The sequence below is a fragment of the Pantoea sp. DY-15 genome, assembly GCF_019795935.1.
Classification (GTDB): domain Bacteria; phylum Pseudomonadota; class Gammaproteobacteria; order Enterobacterales; family Enterobacteriaceae; genus Pantoea; species Pantoea leporis.
Genome location: NZ_JAIMIF010000004.1, coordinates 537,159 through 556,171 on the forward strand (window position 1 = coordinate 537,159; position 19,013 = coordinate 556,171).

The 19,013-nt window shown below is 53.8% G+C and carries 16 protein-coding genes; 12 read left to right on the forward strand and 4 right to left on the reverse strand.

The annotated features are described in order from the left end of the window. Positions 1 to 55 precede the first annotated feature (55 nt). The 4 genes from dgt (at position 56) to K5Y32_RS17580 (ending at position 5,696) form a co-directional block, all read left to right on the forward strand. The gene (gene dgt, locus K5Y32_RS17565) at positions 56 to 1,549 is read left to right on the forward strand and encodes a dGTPase (protein ID WP_222185299.1); all 1,494 of its coding nucleotides are present in this window, start codon (positions 56 to 58) and stop codon (positions 1,547 to 1,549) included. 136 nt (positions 1,550 to 1,685) lie between these two features. Then, positions 1,686 to 3,128 (forward strand): serine endoprotease DegP, encoded by a 1,443-nt coding sequence (gene degP / locus K5Y32_RS17570; RefSeq protein WP_222185300.1) that lies wholly within the window; start codon positions 1,686 to 1,688, stop codon positions 3,126 to 3,128. 184 nt (positions 3,129 to 3,312) lie between these two features. Then, complete coding sequence (locus K5Y32_RS17575) at positions 3,313 to 4,470, forward strand: CdaR family transcriptional regulator (protein ID WP_222185301.1); 1,158 nt, start codon at positions 3,313 to 3,315, stop codon at positions 4,468 to 4,470. Further along, a complete protein-coding gene (locus tag K5Y32_RS17580; protein WP_222185302.1) occupies positions 4,470 to 5,696 on the forward strand; it encodes an alginate lyase family protein in 1,227 nt (408 codons plus the stop codon). The genes K5Y32_RS17575 and K5Y32_RS17580 overlap by 1 nt, the downstream gene beginning before the upstream one ends. A gap of 42 nt (positions 5,697 to 5,738) precedes the next feature. Here K5Y32_RS17580 and K5Y32_RS17585 read toward each other — a convergent pair whose 3' ends face one another. From K5Y32_RS17585 to map, 4 genes are all read right to left on the reverse strand, one after another. After that, positions 5,739 to 6,131, reverse strand: a complete 393-nt coding sequence (locus K5Y32_RS17585; RefSeq protein WP_007893894.1) for a DUF3461 family protein — start codon at positions 6,129 to 6,131, stop codon at positions 5,739 to 5,741. Between the two features lie 293 nt (positions 6,132 to 6,424). Further along, positions 6,425 to 7,249: a 2,3,4,5-tetrahydropyridine-2,6-dicarboxylate N-succinyltransferase gene (gene dapD, locus K5Y32_RS17590; protein WP_008108489.1), complete on the reverse strand. Its 825-nt coding sequence runs from the start codon at positions 7,247 to 7,249 to the stop codon at positions 6,425 to 6,427. 76 nt (positions 7,250 to 7,325) lie between these two features. After that, entirely contained in the window at positions 7,326 to 9,980 is a 2,655-nt protein-coding gene (gene glnD, locus K5Y32_RS17595) for a bifunctional uridylyltransferase/uridylyl-removing protein GlnD (protein WP_101762367.1), read from the reverse strand. A 70-nt stretch (positions 9,981 to 10,050) separates the two neighbouring features. Further along, the gene (gene map, locus K5Y32_RS17600) at positions 10,051 to 10,845 is read right to left on the reverse strand and encodes a type I methionyl aminopeptidase (RefSeq protein WP_008108487.1); all 795 of its coding nucleotides are present in this window, start codon (positions 10,843 to 10,845) and stop codon (positions 10,051 to 10,053) included. Between the two features lie 318 nt (positions 10,846 to 11,163). Here map and rpsB point away from each other — a divergent pair, with 318 nt between their 5' ends. The 8 genes from rpsB to rseP all read left to right on the forward strand — a co-directional run bounded on the left by rpsB (position 11,164) and on the right by rseP (position 18,971). Next, positions 11,164 to 11,883 carry a 30S ribosomal protein S2 gene (rpsB, locus tag K5Y32_RS17605; RefSeq protein ID WP_007893898.1) on the forward strand — a complete coding sequence of 240 codons (720 nt, stop codon included), beginning with the start codon at positions 11,164 to 11,166 and terminating at the stop codon, positions 11,881 to 11,883. Between the two features lie 182 nt (positions 11,884 to 12,065). After that, positions 12,066 to 12,917, forward strand: a complete 852-nt coding sequence (tsf, locus tag K5Y32_RS17610) for a translation elongation factor Ts (protein ID WP_101762048.1) — start codon at positions 12,066 to 12,068, stop codon at positions 12,915 to 12,917. Positions 12,918 to 13,071: 154 nt separating this feature from the next. Then, complete coding sequence (gene pyrH / locus K5Y32_RS17615; RefSeq protein WP_007893903.1) at positions 13,072 to 13,797, forward strand: UMP kinase; 726 nt, start codon at positions 13,072 to 13,074, stop codon at positions 13,795 to 13,797. A 142-nt stretch (positions 13,798 to 13,939) separates the two neighbouring features. Then, complete coding sequence (frr, locus tag K5Y32_RS17620) at positions 13,940 to 14,497, forward strand: ribosome recycling factor (protein ID WP_036649587.1); 558 nt, start codon at positions 13,940 to 13,942, stop codon at positions 14,495 to 14,497. Positions 14,498 to 14,611: 114 nt separating this feature from the next. After that, the gene (ispC, locus tag K5Y32_RS17625; RefSeq protein WP_176970649.1) at positions 14,612 to 15,814 is read left to right on the forward strand and encodes a 1-deoxy-D-xylulose-5-phosphate reductoisomerase; all 1,203 of its coding nucleotides are present in this window, start codon (positions 14,612 to 14,614) and stop codon (positions 15,812 to 15,814) included. Between the two features lie 166 nt (positions 15,815 to 15,980). Beyond that, complete coding sequence (gene ispU / locus K5Y32_RS17630) at positions 15,981 to 16,733, forward strand: (2E,6E)-farnesyl-diphosphate-specific ditrans,polycis-undecaprenyl-diphosphate synthase (protein ID WP_222185303.1); 753 nt, start codon at positions 15,981 to 15,983, stop codon at positions 16,731 to 16,733. Positions 16,734 to 16,751: 18 nt separating this feature from the next. Further along, complete coding sequence (cdsA, locus tag K5Y32_RS17635) at positions 16,752 to 17,609, forward strand: phosphatidate cytidylyltransferase (protein WP_101762046.1); 858 nt, start codon at positions 16,752 to 16,754, stop codon at positions 17,607 to 17,609. A 12-nt stretch (positions 17,610 to 17,621) separates the two neighbouring features. Beyond that, a complete protein-coding gene (gene rseP / locus K5Y32_RS17640) occupies positions 17,622 to 18,971 on the forward strand; it encodes a sigma E protease regulator RseP (protein ID WP_101762045.1) in 1,350 nt (449 codons plus the stop codon). The last annotated feature ends 42 nt before the right edge of the window (positions 18,972 to 19,013 follow it).

Sequence of the window (19,013 nt, forward strand, 5' to 3'; positions counted from 1 at the left end):
CATAGTCTAACATGGCTGATTGAGGAAGAATTCACGAAAAAAATAAGGGGTAATTATGGCGACGATCAATTTCAGGAAGAAGATCAGTTTCACCCGCCCTTATACCAGCCGCAAAGATCCCGAAGGGGAATACTTTATTACCCGCCACTTTGAAAGCGATCGCGGACGTATTATTAACTCCGCCGCCATTCGTCGTCTGCAACAGAAAACCCAGGTATTCCCGCTCGAGCGCAATGCGGCGGTGCGTTCGCGTCTAACGCACTCGCTGGAAGTGCAGCAAACCGGGCGATATATCACCAAAGAGATTCTGCAAGCACTGAAAACCCAGGGCGGCGGGCTGGCGAATTATGGGCTGGATGAGTTTGAAGGTGCCTTCGAAAGCCTGATTGAGATGGCCTGTTTACTGCACGATGTCGGCAATCCGCCGTTTGGTCATTTTGGCGAGGCGGCGATCAATGACTGGTTCGACGAAAATCTGCCTGCCGAGCTGGTCGATCCGCTGGTGGCGGGCGTTGCCGATGAGGCTGAGCGCGCCGCTTTTGACCAGTTGAATGCAATGATTCGTCAAGATTTATGCCATTTCGAGGGTAACGCGCAGGCGATTCGCCTGGTGCATACGCTGCTGCAACTCAATCTCAGCTATGCGCAGGTCGCCTGTATTTTGAAATATACCGCGCCCGCATGGTGGCAAGGCGATAAACCGGCCGAATTTAGCGTATTAATGAAAAAGCCGGGCTTCTATTTATCTGAGCGAGAATATGTGGCTGAGTTGCGTGAAGCGACCAATATTAAACAGCACCATCGTTTCCCGCTTACCTGGATAATGGAAGCCGCCGACGATATCTCTTATTGCATTGCCGATTTGGATGACGCCGTGGAAAAAGATATTTTCCATGTTGAAACGCTGTATAAGCATTTATTGGATGCCTGGGGCACAGTAAAAAACGGCGATGTTTTCAGCCGCACTATCGGCGATGCCTGGAAAGAGGCTAATCAGAAAAAACGCCGTAGTATCAGCGATCAATTCTTTATGTCATTGCGGGTTAACGTACAAAACGTGCTGGTTAGCCATGCGGTTAAGCGTTTTATCGACAACCTGCCGGCTATTTTCGAAGGCGATTTTAATCACGCTTTACTGGAAGATGATGGCGAAGAAGGGCGCTTGCTGAACCTGTTTAAAACGGTCGCGCGTCAGAAAGTGTTTAATCATCCGGAAGTTGAACAACTGGAATTGCAGGGTTATCGGGTGATTAAAGGTCTGCTCGAAATATATCAATCCTTGCTGTTGCTGGATTACGAGCAATTTTCCACCTTAATGAACGAGGATTTTCTGGCAAAGCATCCGATTGAAACCCGGTTGTTTCATAAGCTTTCCGGCAAACATCGCAAAGCTTATCAGCAACACATGCGTTCATTGATTGTTGAGCATAAATATCAGCGCTTGTTGTGGGAACGTTATTATCGTGCGCGCCTGATTCAGGACTACATTAGTGGGATGACGGACAATTATGCCTGGGATGAATATCGTCGTTTAATGGCGGTTGAATAAGCGCACAATTGTAAAGATGAAGAACAATTTTTTACCTTTACCTAAAACTTTATTAGGAACTTCGCGCTAAAAACTTAATCTCACCATCACGACCACAGCAATGGTCTGGCCGTAATTCTTAGAGAGACACAGATAAATGAAAAAAAACACAATTATGCTGGCGTTGGCGCTGAGTTTCGGCGCGACGGCGTTGAGCCCTGTGAGTGTATTTGCCGCAGAGACCGCTTCTTCTTCCAGCCAGCAGCTGCCAAGCCTGGCACCGATGCTGGAAAAAGTTATGCCTTCCGTAGTGAGTATCAGCGTGGAAGGCTCGACGACAGTTAAAACGCCGCGTATGCCGCAGCAGTTCCAGCAATTCTTTGGTGATAATTCTCCATTCTGCCAGGACGGTTCACCGTTCCAAAGCTCACCCATGTGTCAAAACGGCGGTGACGGCGGCGGCGCGGATGGCGGTGCTAACGCGCAGAAACAGCAGTTCCGCGCGCTCGGTTCCGGCGTGGTGATTAACGCGGATAAAGGCTATGTGGTGACCAACAACCACGTGGTGGATAACGCGACCAAAATTCAGGTGCAGCTCAGCGATGGCCGTCGTTATGACGCCAAAGTGATCGGTAAAGATCCGCAGTCAGACATCGCGCTGATTCAGCTGCAGGATGCGAAAAACCTCACCGCAATCAAGATTGCCGATTCCGACAACTTGCGCGTCGGTGATTATACCGTGGCGATCGGTAACCCGTACGGCCTTGGCGAAACGGTGACCTCGGGAATTGTTTCGGCGCTGGGCCGCAGCGGCCTGAACGTTGAAAACTATGAAAACTTCATCCAGACCGATGCGGCGATTAACCGTGGTAACTCCGGCGGCGCGTTGGTTAACCTTAACGGCGAGCTGATCGGTATTAACACCGCGATTCTGGCTCCGGACGGTGGCAACATCGGTATCGGCTTTGCGATCCCAAGCTCAATGGTGAAAAACCTTACCGCGCAGATGGTTGAATACGGCCAGGTGAAACGCGGCGAGCTGGGCATTATGGGCACCGAGCTCAACTCAGAGCTGGCGAAAGCGATGAAAGTCGATGCGCAGCGCGGCGCCTTTGTTAGCCAGGTATTGCCGAACTCTGCTGCGGCGAAAGCCGGCGTGAAAGCGGGTGACGTGGTGGTGTCGATGAACGGTAAAGCGCTGACGAGCTTTGCAGCGCTGCGTGCCGAAGTCGGCTCGCTGCCGGTCGGTACCAAGCTGCAGCTGGGCCTGCTGCGCGAAGGCAAACCGGTGAACGTCACGGTTGAACTGCAGCAGAGCTCGCAGGATAAAGTGCAGTCCGCCACCATTTACACCGGTATTGAAGGTGCCGATCTCAGCAATATTGATACCAACGGCCAGAAAGGCGTGCGCGTCGATAGCGTCAAGCCTGGCAGCGCAGCGGCGCGAATTGGCTTGAAGAAAGGTGACGTGATTCTCGGTGTCAATCAGCAAGCCGTAGCTAATCTTGGCGAGCTGCGTAAAGTGCTCGACACCAAACCTTCGGTGCTGGCACTGAACGTGCAGCGCGGTGACAGCAGCCTGTATCTGCTGATGCAGTAAGTTTCAGGTTGTTGATAACAGGCGAGCTTTGGCTCGCCTTTTTTGTGTCTGTGCAAATGTCCGGTACTGAATGTGACGCTTACCGCAAATCCCGCATAATCCCGCTGGCTATGTGCAGTTGCACAATGTCAGCGCCGTAACGGATGCGTATTCTGTCTGTTCGTCCTTATCTCCGGAGTGTTTGATGGCCACCTATCATCTCGATGCGCGACTGGCTCAGGATATTGTTGCCCGCACCATGCAAATTATTGACAGCAATGTCAACGTGATGGATGCGCGTGGTCGCATCATCGGCAGTGGCGATCGTGAGCGCATTGGCGAATTGCACGAAGGGGCGCTTTTGGTGCTGTCACAAGGGCGCGTGGTAGACATCGACGAAGCGGTGGCAAAACATCTGCACGGCGTGCGTCCTGGCATCAATTTGCCGCTGCGTATTGATGGGGATATCGTTGGCGTGATCGGTTTGACCGGCCAACCGGCAACGCTGCGTCACTACGGCGAATTGGTGTGTATGACCGCCGAAATGATGCTGGAACAGGCGCGTTTGCTACACATGCTGGCGCAGGATAGCCGCTTGCGAGAAGAGCTGGTGCTGAATCTGGTGCGCAGCGAAACCTTATCGCCAGCGCTCAGCGAATGGGCGCAGCGGCTCGGCATCGATCTCAATCAACCGCGCGTGGTGGCGGTGGTGGAAGTGGACAGCGGCCAGCTCGGCGTTGATAGCGCCATGTCCGAGCTGCAACAGCTGCAAACGCTGCTGACCACGCCAGAGCGCGACAACCTGATTGCGATTGTTTCACTCACCGAAATGGTGGTGCTGAAACCGGCACTGAATACGCATGGCCGCTACGATCAGGACGATCATCGTCGTCGCGTGGATCAACTGCTGCAACGCATGAAGGAGAGCGGCCAGGTGCGAATGCGCATCGCGCTCGGCAACTACTTTACCGGTCCCGGCAGCATCGCACGTTCGTACCGCACCGCGCGTACCACCATGATGGTGGGCAAACAGCGCATGCCGGAACAGCGCAGCTATTTTTATCAGGATCTGGTGCTGCCGGTGCTGCTCGACAGTTTACGCGGCGGCTGGCAGGCCAACGAACTGGCGCGCCCGCTGGCAAAGCTGAAAAGCATGGATAACAATGGCTTGCTGCGACGCACGCTGGTGGCGTGGTTCAGCCACAACGTGCAACCCAGCGCCACGGCACGCGCGCTATTCATTCATCGCAACACGCTGGAGTATCGCCTCAACCGTATTTCCGAGCTTACCGGGCTCGATCTGGGCAATTTTGACGATCGTTTGCTGCTGTACGTGGCGCTTCAACTGGATGAGCAAAGTTAATGAGAAACCTGTGGATTGCGTTGCTGTGGCTGTATAGCGCGCTAAGTTTGGCTAACGATCCAACCTTTCTCTCTTTAAACGATCTGCAGAAAGTTAAGCAGCAGCTGGCACATCATCAGGCCGCGCCGCCAACGCTCGACGCCTGGCATCAGCTTAAACAGCAAGCGGATAACGCGCTGCAACACCCCAATCCCAGCGTCACCGATAAAGGTATGATGCCGCCGAGCGGCTCGAAGCAGGATTATTTAAGCCTGAGCGCCTATTGGTGGCCGGACGCCAGCAGCGCCGACGGCCTGCCGTGGCAGCGTCGTGATGGCGAAGTGAATCCTGCCAGTAAGAATGATCAAAGTGATGGCGTAAGGCTGGCGCGCTTTACCGCTGATTTTCAGGCGCTGACGCTGGCCTGGTATTTTTCTCACGATCAACGTTATGCCGACAAAGCGCTGGCGATGATGCGTCACTGGTTTATCAATCCCGCCAGCCGTATGCATCCCAACCTTAATTTTGCCCAAGGCATTCCGGGCCGATCCGCAGGCCGCCATGATGGCGTGCTCGATGGACGCTACTTTGCCACGCGCGTGGTGGATGCGTTGACTTTGCTACGCAATGCGCCCGGTTGGCAGCCAGCCGATCAGCAGGCAATGCAGCAGTGGTTTCGCGAGTATCTGCACTGGCTGCGGCACAATCCGCTAGCACTGCAAGAAGCGGCGGCGGTGAATAATCATGGCAGTTGGTATTGCACGCAGGTGGCGGGAATCGCGTGGTATCTGGGCGATCGTGAGACAGTCACAGCGATGGTAGAGCTGGCGCGCAATAAAATTGCGCTGCAAATTCGTGCCGATGGCAGCCAGCCCGCAGAGTTAGCGCGCACGCGATCCTTCCATTACAGCTACTTCAATCTGCAGGCGCTTAGCGCATTGGCGCAGCTAGCCGGTAAAGCAGGGTTAGGCGATTTATGGCATAGCCAGCAGCCGGGCGGATCGTTGCTGGCTGCGCTCGACATGATGGCGCCGTACAGCGATGCCACTAAACTCTGGCCGTGGAAAAACCGCGATCGCGTGAGCCAGCGCATCATTCCGCTGCTTTCAATGGCCGATAACAGCCTGCAGCAGCCGCGTTATCAACAGTGGATCATGCAGACGCAATGGAAAGATCAAAAGAGTGGGGCGGTGAGGCAGGCACAGCGTGATACCTGGCTGCTTTCGCTGCCTTATCAGCAGCCATAAAAAAAGGCCAGCATTGGCTGGCCTGTTATCTAAAGCGCGAAATTAACGGTTGTTGCGGGTCAGCTGATCAAGGTCTGATTCGATTTCAGCGATCTTGTTCGAAACCACGCTTTCCAGATGGCGCAGATCCGCCAGAATTTTGCGCTTCAGATCCACTTCAACCTGGTCGCGCTGGCAAATCTGGTCCAGCTCATCGATCACATAACGCAGGTTCGGGCTGATTTCCTGCACTTCTTTGTAACCCTGGCTGGTGTGATCGGCGACAACGGTTTTGCGCTGACGTGGATATTTGAATTTCACGCTTTTAGCGAAGAATTCACCCTTGTCTTTGCGGAAGTAGATTTTAAGAATGTCGTTGTTAGCTTCCTGACGCAGGCTGTAACGGTCGATGTCGTCAGGGTTGCTGATACCTAAGCTTTTCAGGTTGTCGTACATAGCGTTTATATTCCATCTAAGAGTGGGTGAGCGCGCAGGACTATCATCATCATTCGGGATGCAGCAGAAACGCGGCAACCGGAACGCTTACGGCATACTTAATCAACTGTAGACACAAAAACCGGGATGAACAGTGCGCGACCGGAGTTAACTTGGCGCGGATTATGAACTGTTTGAAAAATAAACGCACGTGTTAATTCGCGGCGCGAAACAGGTAATTCTGGCGGGAGTGTAAACAAATAATTACGGGCCTGTAGGCAGGCCCGTCGGGAAGATCTTCAGGCAGGAGAAGCTCAGTCGATGCTGCGCAGCAGTTCGTTAATGCCTGTTTTGCTGAGCGTTTTAGCGTCAACTTTCTTCACAATTACCGCGCAGTACAGGCTGTAGCTACCATCTTTAGACGGCAGGTTACCGGAAACCACCACGGAACCCGCTGGAACGCGGCCGTAATGCACTTCGCCGGTTTCGCGGTCAAAGATTTTGGTGCTCTGGCCGATGTAAACGCCCATGGAGATCACGGAACCTTCTTCGACGATCACGCCTTCAACGATTTCTGAACGTGCGCCAATGAAGCAGTTATCTTCGATGATGGTTGGGTTAGCCTGCAGCGGCTCCAGCACGCCACCGATGCCCACGCCGCCTGACAGGTGGACGTTTTTACCGATCTGCGCGCAAGAACCCACAGTCGCCCAGGTATCAACCATGGTGCCTTCATCAACGTAAGCGCCGATGTTGACGTAGGAAGGCATCAGCACGGTATTACGTGCGATGAATGCGCCCTGACGCACGGCAGCAGGTGGCACAACGCGGAAACCGGCGTTTTTAAAACGCGCTTCATCCCAGCCAGCAAACTTCATTGGCACTTTGTCGTAGAAGCGGGTTTCAGAACCTTCCATGACCTGATTGTCGTTGATGCGGAACGACAACAGCACTGCTTTCTTCAGCCACTGATGCGTTACCCACTCACCGTTGATCTTTTCAGACACGCGCAGTTCACCGCTATCCAGCAGGCCAATAACCTGGGTGATAGCATCGCGGGTCGCGCTGTCTACGCTAGATGGCGTGATGTCGGCGCGGCGCTCAAAGGCAGATTCGATAACGCTCTGTAACTGTTGCATAATGATTTCCTAAGTCTGTAATACGGGTGCCAGCATCGCACTGGCACGGTAAATAAATTTGATTAATCGATTGCGGTCACACTTTATCGTTTGGATTAAGGGCCTCTGTCAACCTCTGTTGCAACACATTGCGCATTTCCACCCCAAGCGCACGTCGCTCACTATCGGCGAGGATGAAAAGATCCTCAACCCGTTCACCAATCGTACTGATGCGTGCGCCGTGCAGCGACACGCCCAAATCGGCGAACACTTCACCCACGCGCGCCAGTAAGCCGGGCTGATCGAGCGCGACCAATTCCAGATAACTGCGGCGGTCGGTGTGCGTCGGCAGGAAATTGACTTCGGTATCGACACTGAAATGCTTGAGGCGCGCAGACTGGCGACGCGTACGCGGTGGAACCCATTCGTTTTGCGTGATGGCTTGTTCCAGCGCCTGAATGATCAGCGGATGGCGATCGGCTGCCAGCGGGCTGCCATCCGGCTCCAGCACAATAAAAGTGTCCATCGCCATGCCATCGCGACTGGTAAAGATCTGCGCATCATGCACGCTGAGATTGCGGCGATCCAACTCGCCGGCCACCGCCGCAAACAGGTGCGGACGATCCGGGCTCCAGATAAAGATCTCGGTACCGCCGCGCGTGGCCTGCGGGCTGACCAGCACCAGCGGTTTGTTGAGATCGTGATGAATTAAATGACGCGCATGCCAGGCGAGCTGATTCGGTGTGTGGCGCAGGAAATAGTCGGCGCGGCAGCGGCTCCAGATATGGTGCAAACGCTCTTCGTCGAGGTTTTCCATCCGCAGCAGCGCCAGCGCTTGCAGACGATGATGGCGCACGCGCTCGCGCAGATCCGGGCTGTTTTCCATGCCGCGGCGCAGCTGTTTTTCGGTCGCGAAGAACAGCTCGCGCAACAAACTCTGCTTCCAGCTGTTCCACAAGCTTTCATTGGTGGCGCAGATATCGGAAACCGTCAGGCACGCCAGATAGCGTAAGCGATTTTCGTTCTGCATCACTTCGGCGAATTGCTGAATCACGGTGGGATCCTGAATATCGCGGCGCTGCGCGGTGACTGACATCAATAAATGATGGCGTACCAGCCAGGCAACCAGCTGCGTTTCGCGGGAGTTCAGTCCGTGTAATTCGGCAAAGTCGAGCGCATCCTGCGCGCCGAGAATGGAGTGATCGCCGTTGCGGCCTTTGGCGATATCGTGCAGCAGCGCAGCCATCAGCAACAGTTCCGGCTGTGGCAGGCGCGGCCAGAGTTCAACGCACAGCGGATGCATCGGGCGTGTGGCTTCGTCGGCAAAACTCTCCAGCTTCTGCAGCACGCGGATGGTGTGCTCATCCACCGTGTAAGCGTGGAACAGATCGAACTGCATCTGGCCAACGATGTTGCCCCACAGCGGCGTATAGGCCCATAACACGCTGTGACGATGCATCGGCACCAGCGCGCGCTTAACCGCGCCAGGATGACGCAGAATCGCCATAAAGGTTTCACGCGCTTCAGGAATCTGACACAGCGGCTGCTTCAAATGGCGGCGCGCATAGCGCAGCTGCCGCAGCGTGGTGGAGTAAATACCTTTGATGTTTTCGTTACGCACCATCACGTAGAACATACGCAGGATGGCTTGCGGCTCACGCTCAAACAGCGTGAGATCGCGCAGGTCGATGAGGTCACCGCGAATCTGGAAATCGTCATCAATGTTGCGCGGTTTTTCAGTGGTCGACAGCGCCAGAATCGCTTCATCGAACAGCTGCAGCAGCATCTGATTGAGTTCGCCGATACGGCGCGTGACGCGGTAGAAATCCTTCATCATGCGCTCAACCGGCTCGTTGACTTCGCCCAGATAGTTGAGGCGCTGAGCGACGGTGAGTTGGCGATCAAACAGCAGACGATTGTCATAGCGTGGCAGCGTTAAGTGCAGCGCAAAGCGAATGCGCCACAAAAATTCCTGACACTCGTTGATTTCATTGCGTTCCGCTTCGGTGATAAAGCCGAAACCGACCATCTCATCCATGGTGGTGGCGCCAAAGTGACGACGCGCCACCCATTGCAGCGTGTGTATGTCGCGCAGGCCACCGGGGCTGCTTTTGATATCCGGTTCAAGGTTGTAGCTGGTGCCGTGATAGCGCTGGTGGCGCTCCTGCTGCTCTTCAATTTTGGCGGCGAAGAAGCGTGAAGACGGCCAGAAACCATCGCTGAAGATGTTCTTTTGCAGTTCGAGAAACAGCGCCACATCGCCGGTGAGCATGCGCGATTCAATCAGGTTGGTGGCGACCGTAAGATCGGATAAACCTTCCAGCAGGCACTCTTCCAGCGTACGTACGCTGTGACCAACTTCCAGCTTCAAATCCCACATCAGCGTTAGCAGCTCGCTGGTGCGCTGCGCGGCTGTGTCGTCCAGCGGCTGGCGGCTGAGGATCAGCACATCAATATCGGAGAGCGGATGCAGTTCGCCGCGACCATAACCGCCAACGGCAACCAGTGCGATCTCCTTCATCTGGTCGAAACCAAAGAAGCGCCACAGACGACGCAATAAGCGGTCGATAAACAGCGTGCGGGCATCAATCAGAGATTCAATATCGGTGCCCGCATCAAATGCAATGCCCAGGTGCTGCTGGAATTGCTCAAGATAGTGTTTGAGCTTGTCGCGCGTCAGGGCGTCATCCGGCCAGCTGGCGGGGGAATCGGTCAGGCCTTTGTGTACTGCTTCGGTCACGCTACCACTCATCAACATGCCTCTTCATTACGCACATAAAAAAGGCCAGCGATAAGCCGGCCTGGTACTGTTAGCGAGATGATTACGCGACGTTTTCGAGCACCGCTGGAATGGTGTCGTCTTCACGCAGCGTCAGAATCTCACAGCCGTTTTCTGTCACCACAATAGTATGCTCATACTGCGCGGACAAGCTGCGATCTTTGGTTTTCACGGTCCAGCCATCCTTCATGGTGCGGATGCGGTAATCACCGGCATTGACCATCGGTTCGATGGTGAAGGTCATGCCTGCTTGCAACACCACGCCGCTATCATCCGCGTCGTAATGCAGTACCTGCGGCTCTTCATGGAAGCCTTTGCCGATGCCGTGACCGCAATACTCGCGCACCACCGAAAAATCCTGTGCTTCGACATACTGCTGAATCGCGCGGCCCAGTTCACGCAGACGAATACCCGGTTTCACCAGACGCAGCGCGATATAGAGACTTTCCTGAGTAACGCGACACAGGCGCTCGCCCTGAATGGTGGCTTTACCGACGATGAACATTTTTGAGGTATCGCCGTGATACTCATCTTTGATCACCGTGACATCGACGTTAACTACGTCGCCATCCTTCAGCACGCGATCGTCGCTCGGAATACCGTGACATACCACTTCATTCACCGAAATACACACCGATTTCGGGAAGCCGTGATAGCCGAGGCAGGCGGAAATCGCCTGCTGCTTCTGCGTGATGTGTTCGTGGCAGAGACGATCCAGTTCACCGGTGGTGACGCCAGGCACCACGTGCGGGGCAATCATCTCCAGCACTTCAGCGGCCAGGCGGCCCGCCACGCGCATTTTTTCGATTTCTTCAGGGGTTTTAATTGAAATAGCCATTAAATTAATCCGCAATCGTCGAATTTTTCGACAATAATGAGTTCTGTGGCAGTCATGTTAGCAGCCAGCAAAAGGGCTGCCAAATGGCGATTGTCTGCGCCTGCGGCGCTCAACTACTATTGGCGTATTCCTGCGCATTGTGGTATAAAGCGCGCCGACGATTCTCTGTCACCGACGTTTGGCTGGCAGGAAACGCATAAAACTCATTATGTGTACTAAAACACACATGTATCGACACATACGCCGGGGTGCCTTGAAAGAGGTCGGTCGTATGGGATACATGGAGGCCCAACCCCAAATCAAACTTTAGAGGTAATCATGGCAACTGTTTCAATGCGCGACATGCTCAAGGCTGGTGTTCACTTTGGTCACCAGACCCGTTACTGGAACCCGAAAATGAAGCCATTCATCTTCGGCGCACGTAACAAGGTTCACATCATCAACCTCGAGCAGACTGTGCCAATGTTCAACGACGCTCTGGCTGAGTTGAAAAAGATCTCTTCCCGTAAAGGTAAGATCCTGATCGTTGGTACTAAGCGCGCTGCTGCCGAAGCGGTAAAAGAGTCAGCTCTGAGCTGCGACCAGTTCTTCGTAAACCACCGCTGGTTGGGTGGCATGCTGACTAACTGGAAAACCGTTCGTCAGTCAATCAAACGCCTGAAAGATCTTGAGTCTCAGTCTCAGGACGGTACTTTCGACAAACTGACCAAGAAAGAAGCGCTGATGCGCACTCGCGAACTGGCCAAGCTGGAAAACAGCCTGGGCGGTATCAAAGATATGGGCGGTCTGCCGGATGCACTGTTCGTTGTTGACGCTGATCACGAGCACATCGCTATCAAAGAAGCAAACAACCTGGGTATCCCAGTATTTGCTATCGTTGATACCAACTCTGATCCAGACGGCGTTGACTTCGTTATCCCAGGTAACGACGATGCGATCCGTGCTGTAAGCCTGTACCTGACTGCCGTTGCCACTACCGTGCGCGAAGGCCGTTCACAGGATCTGGCTGAGCAGGCTGAAGAAGCTGCTGAAGCTTAATAAGGTTCGCTCTTTCTAAGAGCCCTTAGACATCAGATGTTATCTGTTAAGGGGGCCGTTCAGGCCCCTTTATTTTATCTAAGTCTGTCACGCTCACTGCAGAGCGAGCGGGGCAGAGTAAATTTTCCGCAACAAGTTTCTGACAGTGTGTGAGCACACAGAGACGAATCGAGGATTCTGGAATGGCTGATATTACCGCTGCATTGGTAAAAGAACTGCGTGAGCGTACTGGCGCAGGCATGATGGACTGCAAAAAAGCGCTGACCGAAGCGAACGGCGACATCGAGCTGGCGATTGAGAACATGCGCAAATCTGGCGCAATCAAAGCGGCTAAGAAAGCAGGCAACGTTGCTGCTGATGGCGTGATCAAAACCAAAATCGCTGACGGCTTCGCGGCGATCCTTGAAGTAAACTGCCAGACCGACTTCGTTGCAAAAGATGGCGGTTTCCAGGCGTTTGCTGACAAGGTTCTGGATGCAGCTGTCGCTGGCAAAGTTACCGATGTGGAAGTTCTGAAAGCGCAGTTCGAAGAAGAACGCGTAGCGCTGGTTACGAAAATCGGTGAGAACATCAACATCCGTCGTATTGCTATCCTGGAAGGCGCTGAGCTGAACAGCTATCAGCATGGCGCACGTATCGGTGTGGTTGTTTCTACCACCGGTGCTGACGAAGAACTGAGCAAGCAAGTTGCTATGCACATCGCTGCAAGCAAGCCAGAATTCGTTAAGCCAGAAGACGTGTCTGCAGACGTGGTTGAGAAAGAGTACCAGGTTCAGCTGGATATCGCCATGCAGTCTGGCAAGCCAAAAGAAATCGCAGAGAAAATGGTTGAAGGCCGCATGAAGAAATTCACCGGCGAAGTTTCTCTGACCGGTCAGGCTTTCGTTATTGACCCAAGCAAAACCGTTGGCCAGGCGTTGAAAGAGAAAAACGCTGACGTCATCAACTTCATCCGCTTCGAAGTGGGCGAAGGCATTGAGAAAGTTGAAGCTGACTTCGCAGCAGAAGTTGCTGCAATGTCCAAACAGTCTTAATGGTCCGAAAGAACCGCCACAAGGCGGTTCTTTTTTGTCTGCGATTTAGTGCAGCACTTTCAGTCTCATCCCAATAGCTTTTCTCGCGGTCTTTGCGGATGATCGACCAGATTTTACTTCTCCTTTTCATCATATCTTCCAGGAAGAACTGACCATGGCGACCAACGCAAAACCTGTATATCAACGTATCCTGCTAAAACTGAGTGGCGAAGCACTGCAAGGTGCCGAAGGTTTTGGCATCGACGCGAGCGTGCTTGACCGCATGGCGCAAGAGGTGAAAGAGCTGGTTGAGCTGGGCATTCAGGTGGGTGTGGTTATTGGTGGCGGTAACCTGTTCCGCGGCGCAGGTCTGGCCCAGGCGGGCATGAACCGTGTGGTCGGCGACCATATGGGCATGCTGGCAACAGTGATGAATGGCCTGGCAATGCGTGACGCGCTGCACCGTGCGTATGTCAATGCGCGCTTGATGTCAGCGATTCCGCTGAACGGCGTGTGTGATAACTATAGCTGGGCAGAAGCGATCAGCCTGCTGCGTAATAACCGCGTCGTGATCTTTGCGGCCGGTACCGGCAACCCGTTCTTTACCACTGACTCTGCAGCCTGCCTGCGCGGCATCGAAATCGAAGCCGACGTGGTACTGAAAGCCACCAAAGTAGACGGCGTCTACTCTGAAGATCCGGTGAAAAACCCGGATGCCACGCTGTATGACCAACTGAGCTATGCAGAAGTGTTGGATAAAGAGCTTAAAGTAATGGATCTCGCCGCCTTTACGCTGGCGCGTGACCACAAGCTGCCTATCCGCGTCTTCAACATGAACAAGCCTGGCGCATTGCGTCGCGTCGTGATGGGTGAAAAAGAAGGCACCCTGATTACGCATTAATACCCGACGCGCGTTAAAATAAGGTATATTCTTTTGCCGCGATGCTCTGACATCGCGCAGCAATTAGGATGATCGATGTTTATCGATACCGCTTCCGGTTAGCCCGGAAATGGCCAGGTCAACCGAATTCAAGGGTTTCAACGTGATTAACGACATTAAAAAAGATGCAGACACGCGCATGGAAAAATGTGTGGATGCATTTAAAAACAACATCAGCAAAATCCGCACCGGCCGTGCTTCGCCTTCACTGCTCGACGGCATTGTGGTTCCTTATTACGGTACACCTACGCCGCTGCGCCAGCTGGCTAGCGTGACGGTAGAGGATTCACGTACGTTGAAAATCAACGTATTTGATCGCTCGCTGAGCGCTGCCGTTGAGAAAGCGATTATGACGTCTGATTTGGGGCTTAACCCAAGCTCAGCCGGTAGCGATATTCGTGTGCCGCTGCCAGCGCTGACCGAAGAGCGTCGTAAAGATCTGATCAAGATCGTGCGTGGCGAAGCTGAGCAGGGCCGTGTCTCTGTACGTAACGTCCGTCGTGACGCGAACGACAAGATCAAAGCGCTGCTGAAAGATAAAGAGATCAGCGAAGACGACGAACGTCGTACGCAGGACGAGATCCAGAAAATGACCGATGCGCACATCAAGAGTGTTGATGCGGCATTGGCCGATAAAGAAAAGGAACTGATGGACTTCTAATTCCATCAACTGCTTTTCAAAACGCCGTTCAGAGACGTGTTCGACTCTGGCGGCGTTTTACATTGTGTCCGGCGCTGTTGCGGACACCCTCCACGACTTCACAGGGATAGCATGATGAAGCGATTAACTCTGCTGGGTTCAACCGGCTCCATTGGCACCAGCACGCTGGCGGTGATTGCCGCAAATCCTGAACTTTATCAGGTGACCGCGCTGGTGGCCGGCCAGAATGTGGCGTTGATGGCTGAGCAATGCCTGCAATTCCAACCGCGCTATGCTGCGATGTCCGACGAGACTTCCGCACAAGCGCTGCGTGAGCGACTGAAAGCACTCAACGTTAATACCGAAGTGCTCTCCGGCGTTCAGGCAGCCTGCGAATTGGCCGCGCTGGATGACGTGGATCAGGTGATGGCGGCGATTGTTGGCGCCTCAGGTTTACAGCCCACCATGGCAGCAATTCGCGCTGGTAAAACCGTGCTGCTGGCCAACAAAGAGTCGCTTGTCACATGCGGCCGTCTGTTTATGGAGGCGGTACGCCAACATCAGGTGCAATTGCTGCCGGTCGATAGCGAGCACAACGCCATTTTTCAGAGTTTACCCGCTTCCATACAGCATCAGTTGGGGTACGCTGATCTGCGGGGAAACGGCATCGAGTCGATTCTCCTTACGGGATCGGGTGGTCCTTTTCGTGACACGCCATTAGCGGATTTAGCCGGTATGTCGCCGGATCAGGCTTGTGCGCATCCGAACTGGTCAATGGGGCGTAAAATCTCCGTTGATTCGGCCACCATGATGAATAAAGGTCTTGAATACATTGAAGCCCGCTGGCTGTTTAATGCGACTGACGCGCAGATGGAGGTAATCCTGCATCCGCAGTCGGTTATCCATTCGATGGTGCGTTATTGCGACGGCAGCGTGCTGGCGCAACTGGGCTCTCCGGATATGCGGACGCCTATCGCGCACAGCATGGCATGGCCAGCACGTATCTCTGCGGGCGTAACGCCGCTCGACTTCACGCGCATGAAGTCGTTGACGTTTGCCGAGCCGGACTACGAGCGCTATCCCTGCCTGAAGCTTGCGATTGATGCCTGTGCCACAGGTCAGGCCGCGACGACGTCGCTGAATGCAGCGAATGAAGTGGCGGTGGCAGCTTTTCTGCAGCACCAGATTCGCTTTACCGATATCGCCGCCATCAACAGCGAAGTGCTGGCGTCCCTGAGTTGTCAGGAGCCGGGCAGCATTGACGAGGTGATGGAGATCGATCGGTTAGCGCGCGTGCGTGCCAATGAATTGTTACCGCGCTTTCGTTTAGCAGGTTGATAGTTCCCGCTATTTGTTCGCTCTGGGTGAAAATGGTATAGTCGCTCGCTCGCGTTTCACAGCCCGACATTGTTTCGATGTCATCTGGCGTGTTTGCCGGAGTTTGCTGCAGGCGCAATGTATTCAGAAACCACAGCATTTCTGATGAAAGGAATTATTACGCGTTATGTTGTCCAACAATCACAACACAATCGATGACGAGTCGTACTGCACGCCACGTCACGTGGCCATCATTATGGATGGTAATGGTCGCTGGGCAAAAAATCAGGGCAAACTGCGTATTTCAGGCCACAAAGCCGGGGTAAAATCAGTACGCCGGGCTGTCAGCTTTGCGGTCAGCCATAAACTGGAAGCGCTCACGCTTTATGCGTTCAGCAGTGAAAACTGGAGCCGTCCGATTCAGGAAGTGACAGCGTTAATGGAGTTGTTTGTCTGGGCGCTCGACAGCGAAGTCAAAAGCCTGCACAAGCACAATGTGCGTCTGCGCATTATTGGTGATATCAGTCGTTTCAATAACCGTATTCAGGAACGCATTCGCCGCGCCGAGGAACTGACTCAGCAAAATAATGGACTGACCCTTAACATTGCTGCCAACTATGGCGGCCGTTGGGATATTATCCAGGGTGCCAGAAAATTGGCCGAACAGGTTCAGGAAGGTTTACTGCGTCCTGACCAGATTACCGAAGAAAGCCTGGCTCCGTATTTGTGTATGCAGGAGCTGGCGCCAGTGGATTTAGTGATAAGGACCGGGGGAGAGCATCGGATTAGCAACTTCCTGCTGTGGCAAATCGCCTATGCTGAGTTTTGGTTTACCGATGTTCTTTGGCCTGATTTTGATGAAAACGTTTTTGAAGGTGCACTGAATGCATTCTCTACGCGGGAGCGACGCTATGGCGGTACTGCACCAGGCGGCGCCTAAGCAATTTGGGGGTAACCTTTGCTGAAGTCTCGTCTGATTACCGCGTTAATTTTGATTCCGCTGGTGATCGCTGCACTGTTCTGGTTACCCCTGTCCGGTTTTGCGATTATCACTATCATCATCTGCATGCTTGCCGCCTGGGAATGGGGGCAGTTTGCTGGCATGAAAACGCGTCAGCAACGTATCTGGCTGGCCGTGCTTTGCGGCCTGTTGCTGTCCGCGATGCTCTTTACCCTTGAACCCTATCAACGCAATCTGCACCAATTCCAGATGGAAGGCTCGCTCTGGGCATCGCTATTGTGGTGGATTGTCGCGCTCATCTTAGTACTGTTCTATCCCGCTTCTGCCGCGTTGTGGCGTCACTCACGTACGCTGCGCCTGCTGTTTGGCGTGCTCACCTTGATACCGTTCTTCTGGGGCATGATGGCGCTGCGTCAGTATCATTACGATACCGATCATTTCGCCGGCGCATGGTGGCTGCTGTTCGTGATGTTCCTCGTCTGGGGCGCAGATTCCGGTGCTTACATGTTTGGTCGTCTGTTTGGCAAACACAAGCTGGCACCGAAAGTCTCTCCGGGTAAAACCTGGGAAGGTTTCTTCGGTGGCCTGTTGTCATCTGCCATCATCGCCTGGCTGTTTGCTCTGCTGGCACCGCTTTCGGTGGCGCCGGGCACGCTGATTATCTGTGCGGTGATTGCAACGCTGGCATCGGTATTGGGCGACCTGACAGAAAGTATGTTCAAGCGTGAAGCGGGCATTAAAGACAGCGGTAACTTGATTCCGGGGCACGGTGGTATTCTCGATCGTATTGATAGCCTGACTGCTGCGGTGCCGGTGTTTGCCTGCCTGCTGCTGTTGGTGTTTCGCACCCTCTGAGGATAGCTGGCGATGTTGAGTATACTCTGGAGTTTTGCCGCCTTTATCGTGGCGCTTGGCGTGCTAATTACCGTGCACGAGTTTGGCCATTTCTGGGTGGCGCGCCGCTGCGGTGTTAAAGTTGAACGTTTCTCGATTGGCTTCGGTAAAGCGCTGTGGCGTCGCAGCGATCGTCAGGGCACCGAATATGTCATCGCGCTGATCCCTCTTGGCGGCTACGTCAAAATGCTCGACGAACGCGTGGAAAGCGTTCCCGCCGAACTGCGTCATCAAGCCTTCAATAACAAAACCGTGCTGCAGCGTGCTTCGATTATCGCAGCCGGTCCTATCGCCAACTTCATCTTCGCCATCTTTGCTTACTGGGTCGTGTTTATTCACGGCGTGCCAGGTGTGCGTCCTGTAGTTGGTGAAATTCTGAACGGTTCCGTCGCTGCCGAAGCGCAAATTACCTCCGGCATGGAACTTAAAGCGGTAGATGGTATCGAAACGCCTGATTGGGATGCTGTGCGTATGGCGCTGATCGGTAAAATCGGCGACAGCGATGCCACGCTTACCGTCTCGCAATTTGGCGAAGAAGCCACGCAGCAAAAGCAATTAAATTTGCGCGATTGGCAATTTGAGCCTGATAAACAGGATCCGGTGGTCGCTTTAGGTATTCGTCCACGTGGGCCGCAGATTGAAACGACCTTAGCTGAAGTTCAGGCAAACTCACCGGCAAGCAATGCTGGTTTGCAAGCGGGCGATAGGATCGTTAAAGTCGATGGTCAGCCATTGTCACAGTGGCAGGCTTTTGCGGCACAGGTGCGGGATAATCCGGGCAAAAACATGGCGCTAGATATCGAGCGCAACGGCGAACCTGTGGCGTTGACGTTAACGCCGGAAGCGAAACCGGGCAATGAAGCGGAAGGCTTCGCGGGTGTCATCCCGCGTGTGATTCCGCTGCCTGATGAGTACAAAACGGTAAGGCAGTATGGACCTTTTGCGGCGATCGGCGAAGCCAGTGTAAAAACCTGGCAGTTGATGAAGCTAACAGTCTCCATGCTGGGCAAGTTGATAATCGGGGATGTGAAGCTGAATAACCTGAGCGGGCCGATTTCGATCGCGCAGGGTGCCGGGTTATCAGCTGAGTACGGGGTGATTTATTACCTGATGTTCCTGGCGCTGATCAGCGTCAACCTGGGCATCATTAACCTGTTCCCTCTGCCGGTTTTAGATGGTGGTCATCTGCTCTTTCTGGCGATCGAAAAGATCAAAGGTGGACCGGTGTCCGAGCGAGTTCAGGACTTTAGTTATCGCATTGGCTCAATCTTGCTAGTGCTGTTAATGGGGCTTGCACTTTTCAATGATTTCTCTCGTCTGTAATAGCTGGAACGCATACAGGCGCGGGATGTGTTAGGAAAACGC

Bases quoted from the DNA above. Each gene is read 5' to 3' on its own strand.
- dgt (WP_222185299.1), top strand. From the start codon at position 56: ATGGCGACGATCAATTTCAGGAAGAAGATCAGTTTCACCCGCCCTTAT.
- degP (WP_222185300.1), top strand. From the start codon at position 1,686: ATGAAAAAAAACACAATTATGCTGGCGTTGGCGCTGAGTTTCGGCGCG.
- K5Y32_RS17575 (WP_222185301.1), top strand. From the start codon at position 3,313: ATGGCCACCTATCATCTCGATGCGCGACTGGCTCAGGATATTGTTGCC.
- K5Y32_RS17580 (WP_222185302.1), top strand. From the start codon at position 4,470: ATGAGAAACCTGTGGATTGCGTTGCTGTGGCTGTATAGCGCGCTAAGT.
- K5Y32_RS17585 (WP_007893894.1), bottom strand. From the start codon at position 6,131: ATGTACGACAACCTGAAAAGCTTAGGTATCAGCAACCCTGACGACATC.
- dapD (WP_008108489.1), bottom strand. From the start codon at position 7,249: ATGCAACAGTTACAGAGCGTTATCGAATCTGCCTTTGAGCGCCGCGCC.
- glnD (WP_101762367.1), bottom strand. From the start codon at position 9,980: ATGAGTGGTAGCGTGACCGAAGCAGTACACAAAGGCCTGACCGATTCC.
- map (WP_008108487.1), bottom strand. From the start codon at position 10,845: ATGGCTATTTCAATTAAAACCCCTGAAGAAATCGAAAAAATGCGCGTG.
- rpsB (WP_007893898.1), top strand. From the start codon at position 11,164: ATGGCAACTGTTTCAATGCGCGACATGCTCAAGGCTGGTGTTCACTTT.
- tsf (WP_101762048.1), top strand. From the start codon at position 12,066: ATGGCTGATATTACCGCTGCATTGGTAAAAGAACTGCGTGAGCGTACT.
- pyrH (WP_007893903.1), top strand. From the start codon at position 13,072: ATGGCGACCAACGCAAAACCTGTATATCAACGTATCCTGCTAAAACTG.
- ispC (WP_176970649.1), top strand. From the start codon at position 14,612: ATGAAGCGATTAACTCTGCTGGGTTCAACCGGCTCCATTGGCACCAGC.
- ispU (WP_222185303.1), top strand. From the start codon at position 15,981: ATGTTGTCCAACAATCACAACACAATCGATGACGAGTCGTACTGCACG.
- rseP (WP_101762045.1), top strand. From the start codon at position 17,622: ATGTTGAGTATACTCTGGAGTTTTGCCGCCTTTATCGTGGCGCTTGGC.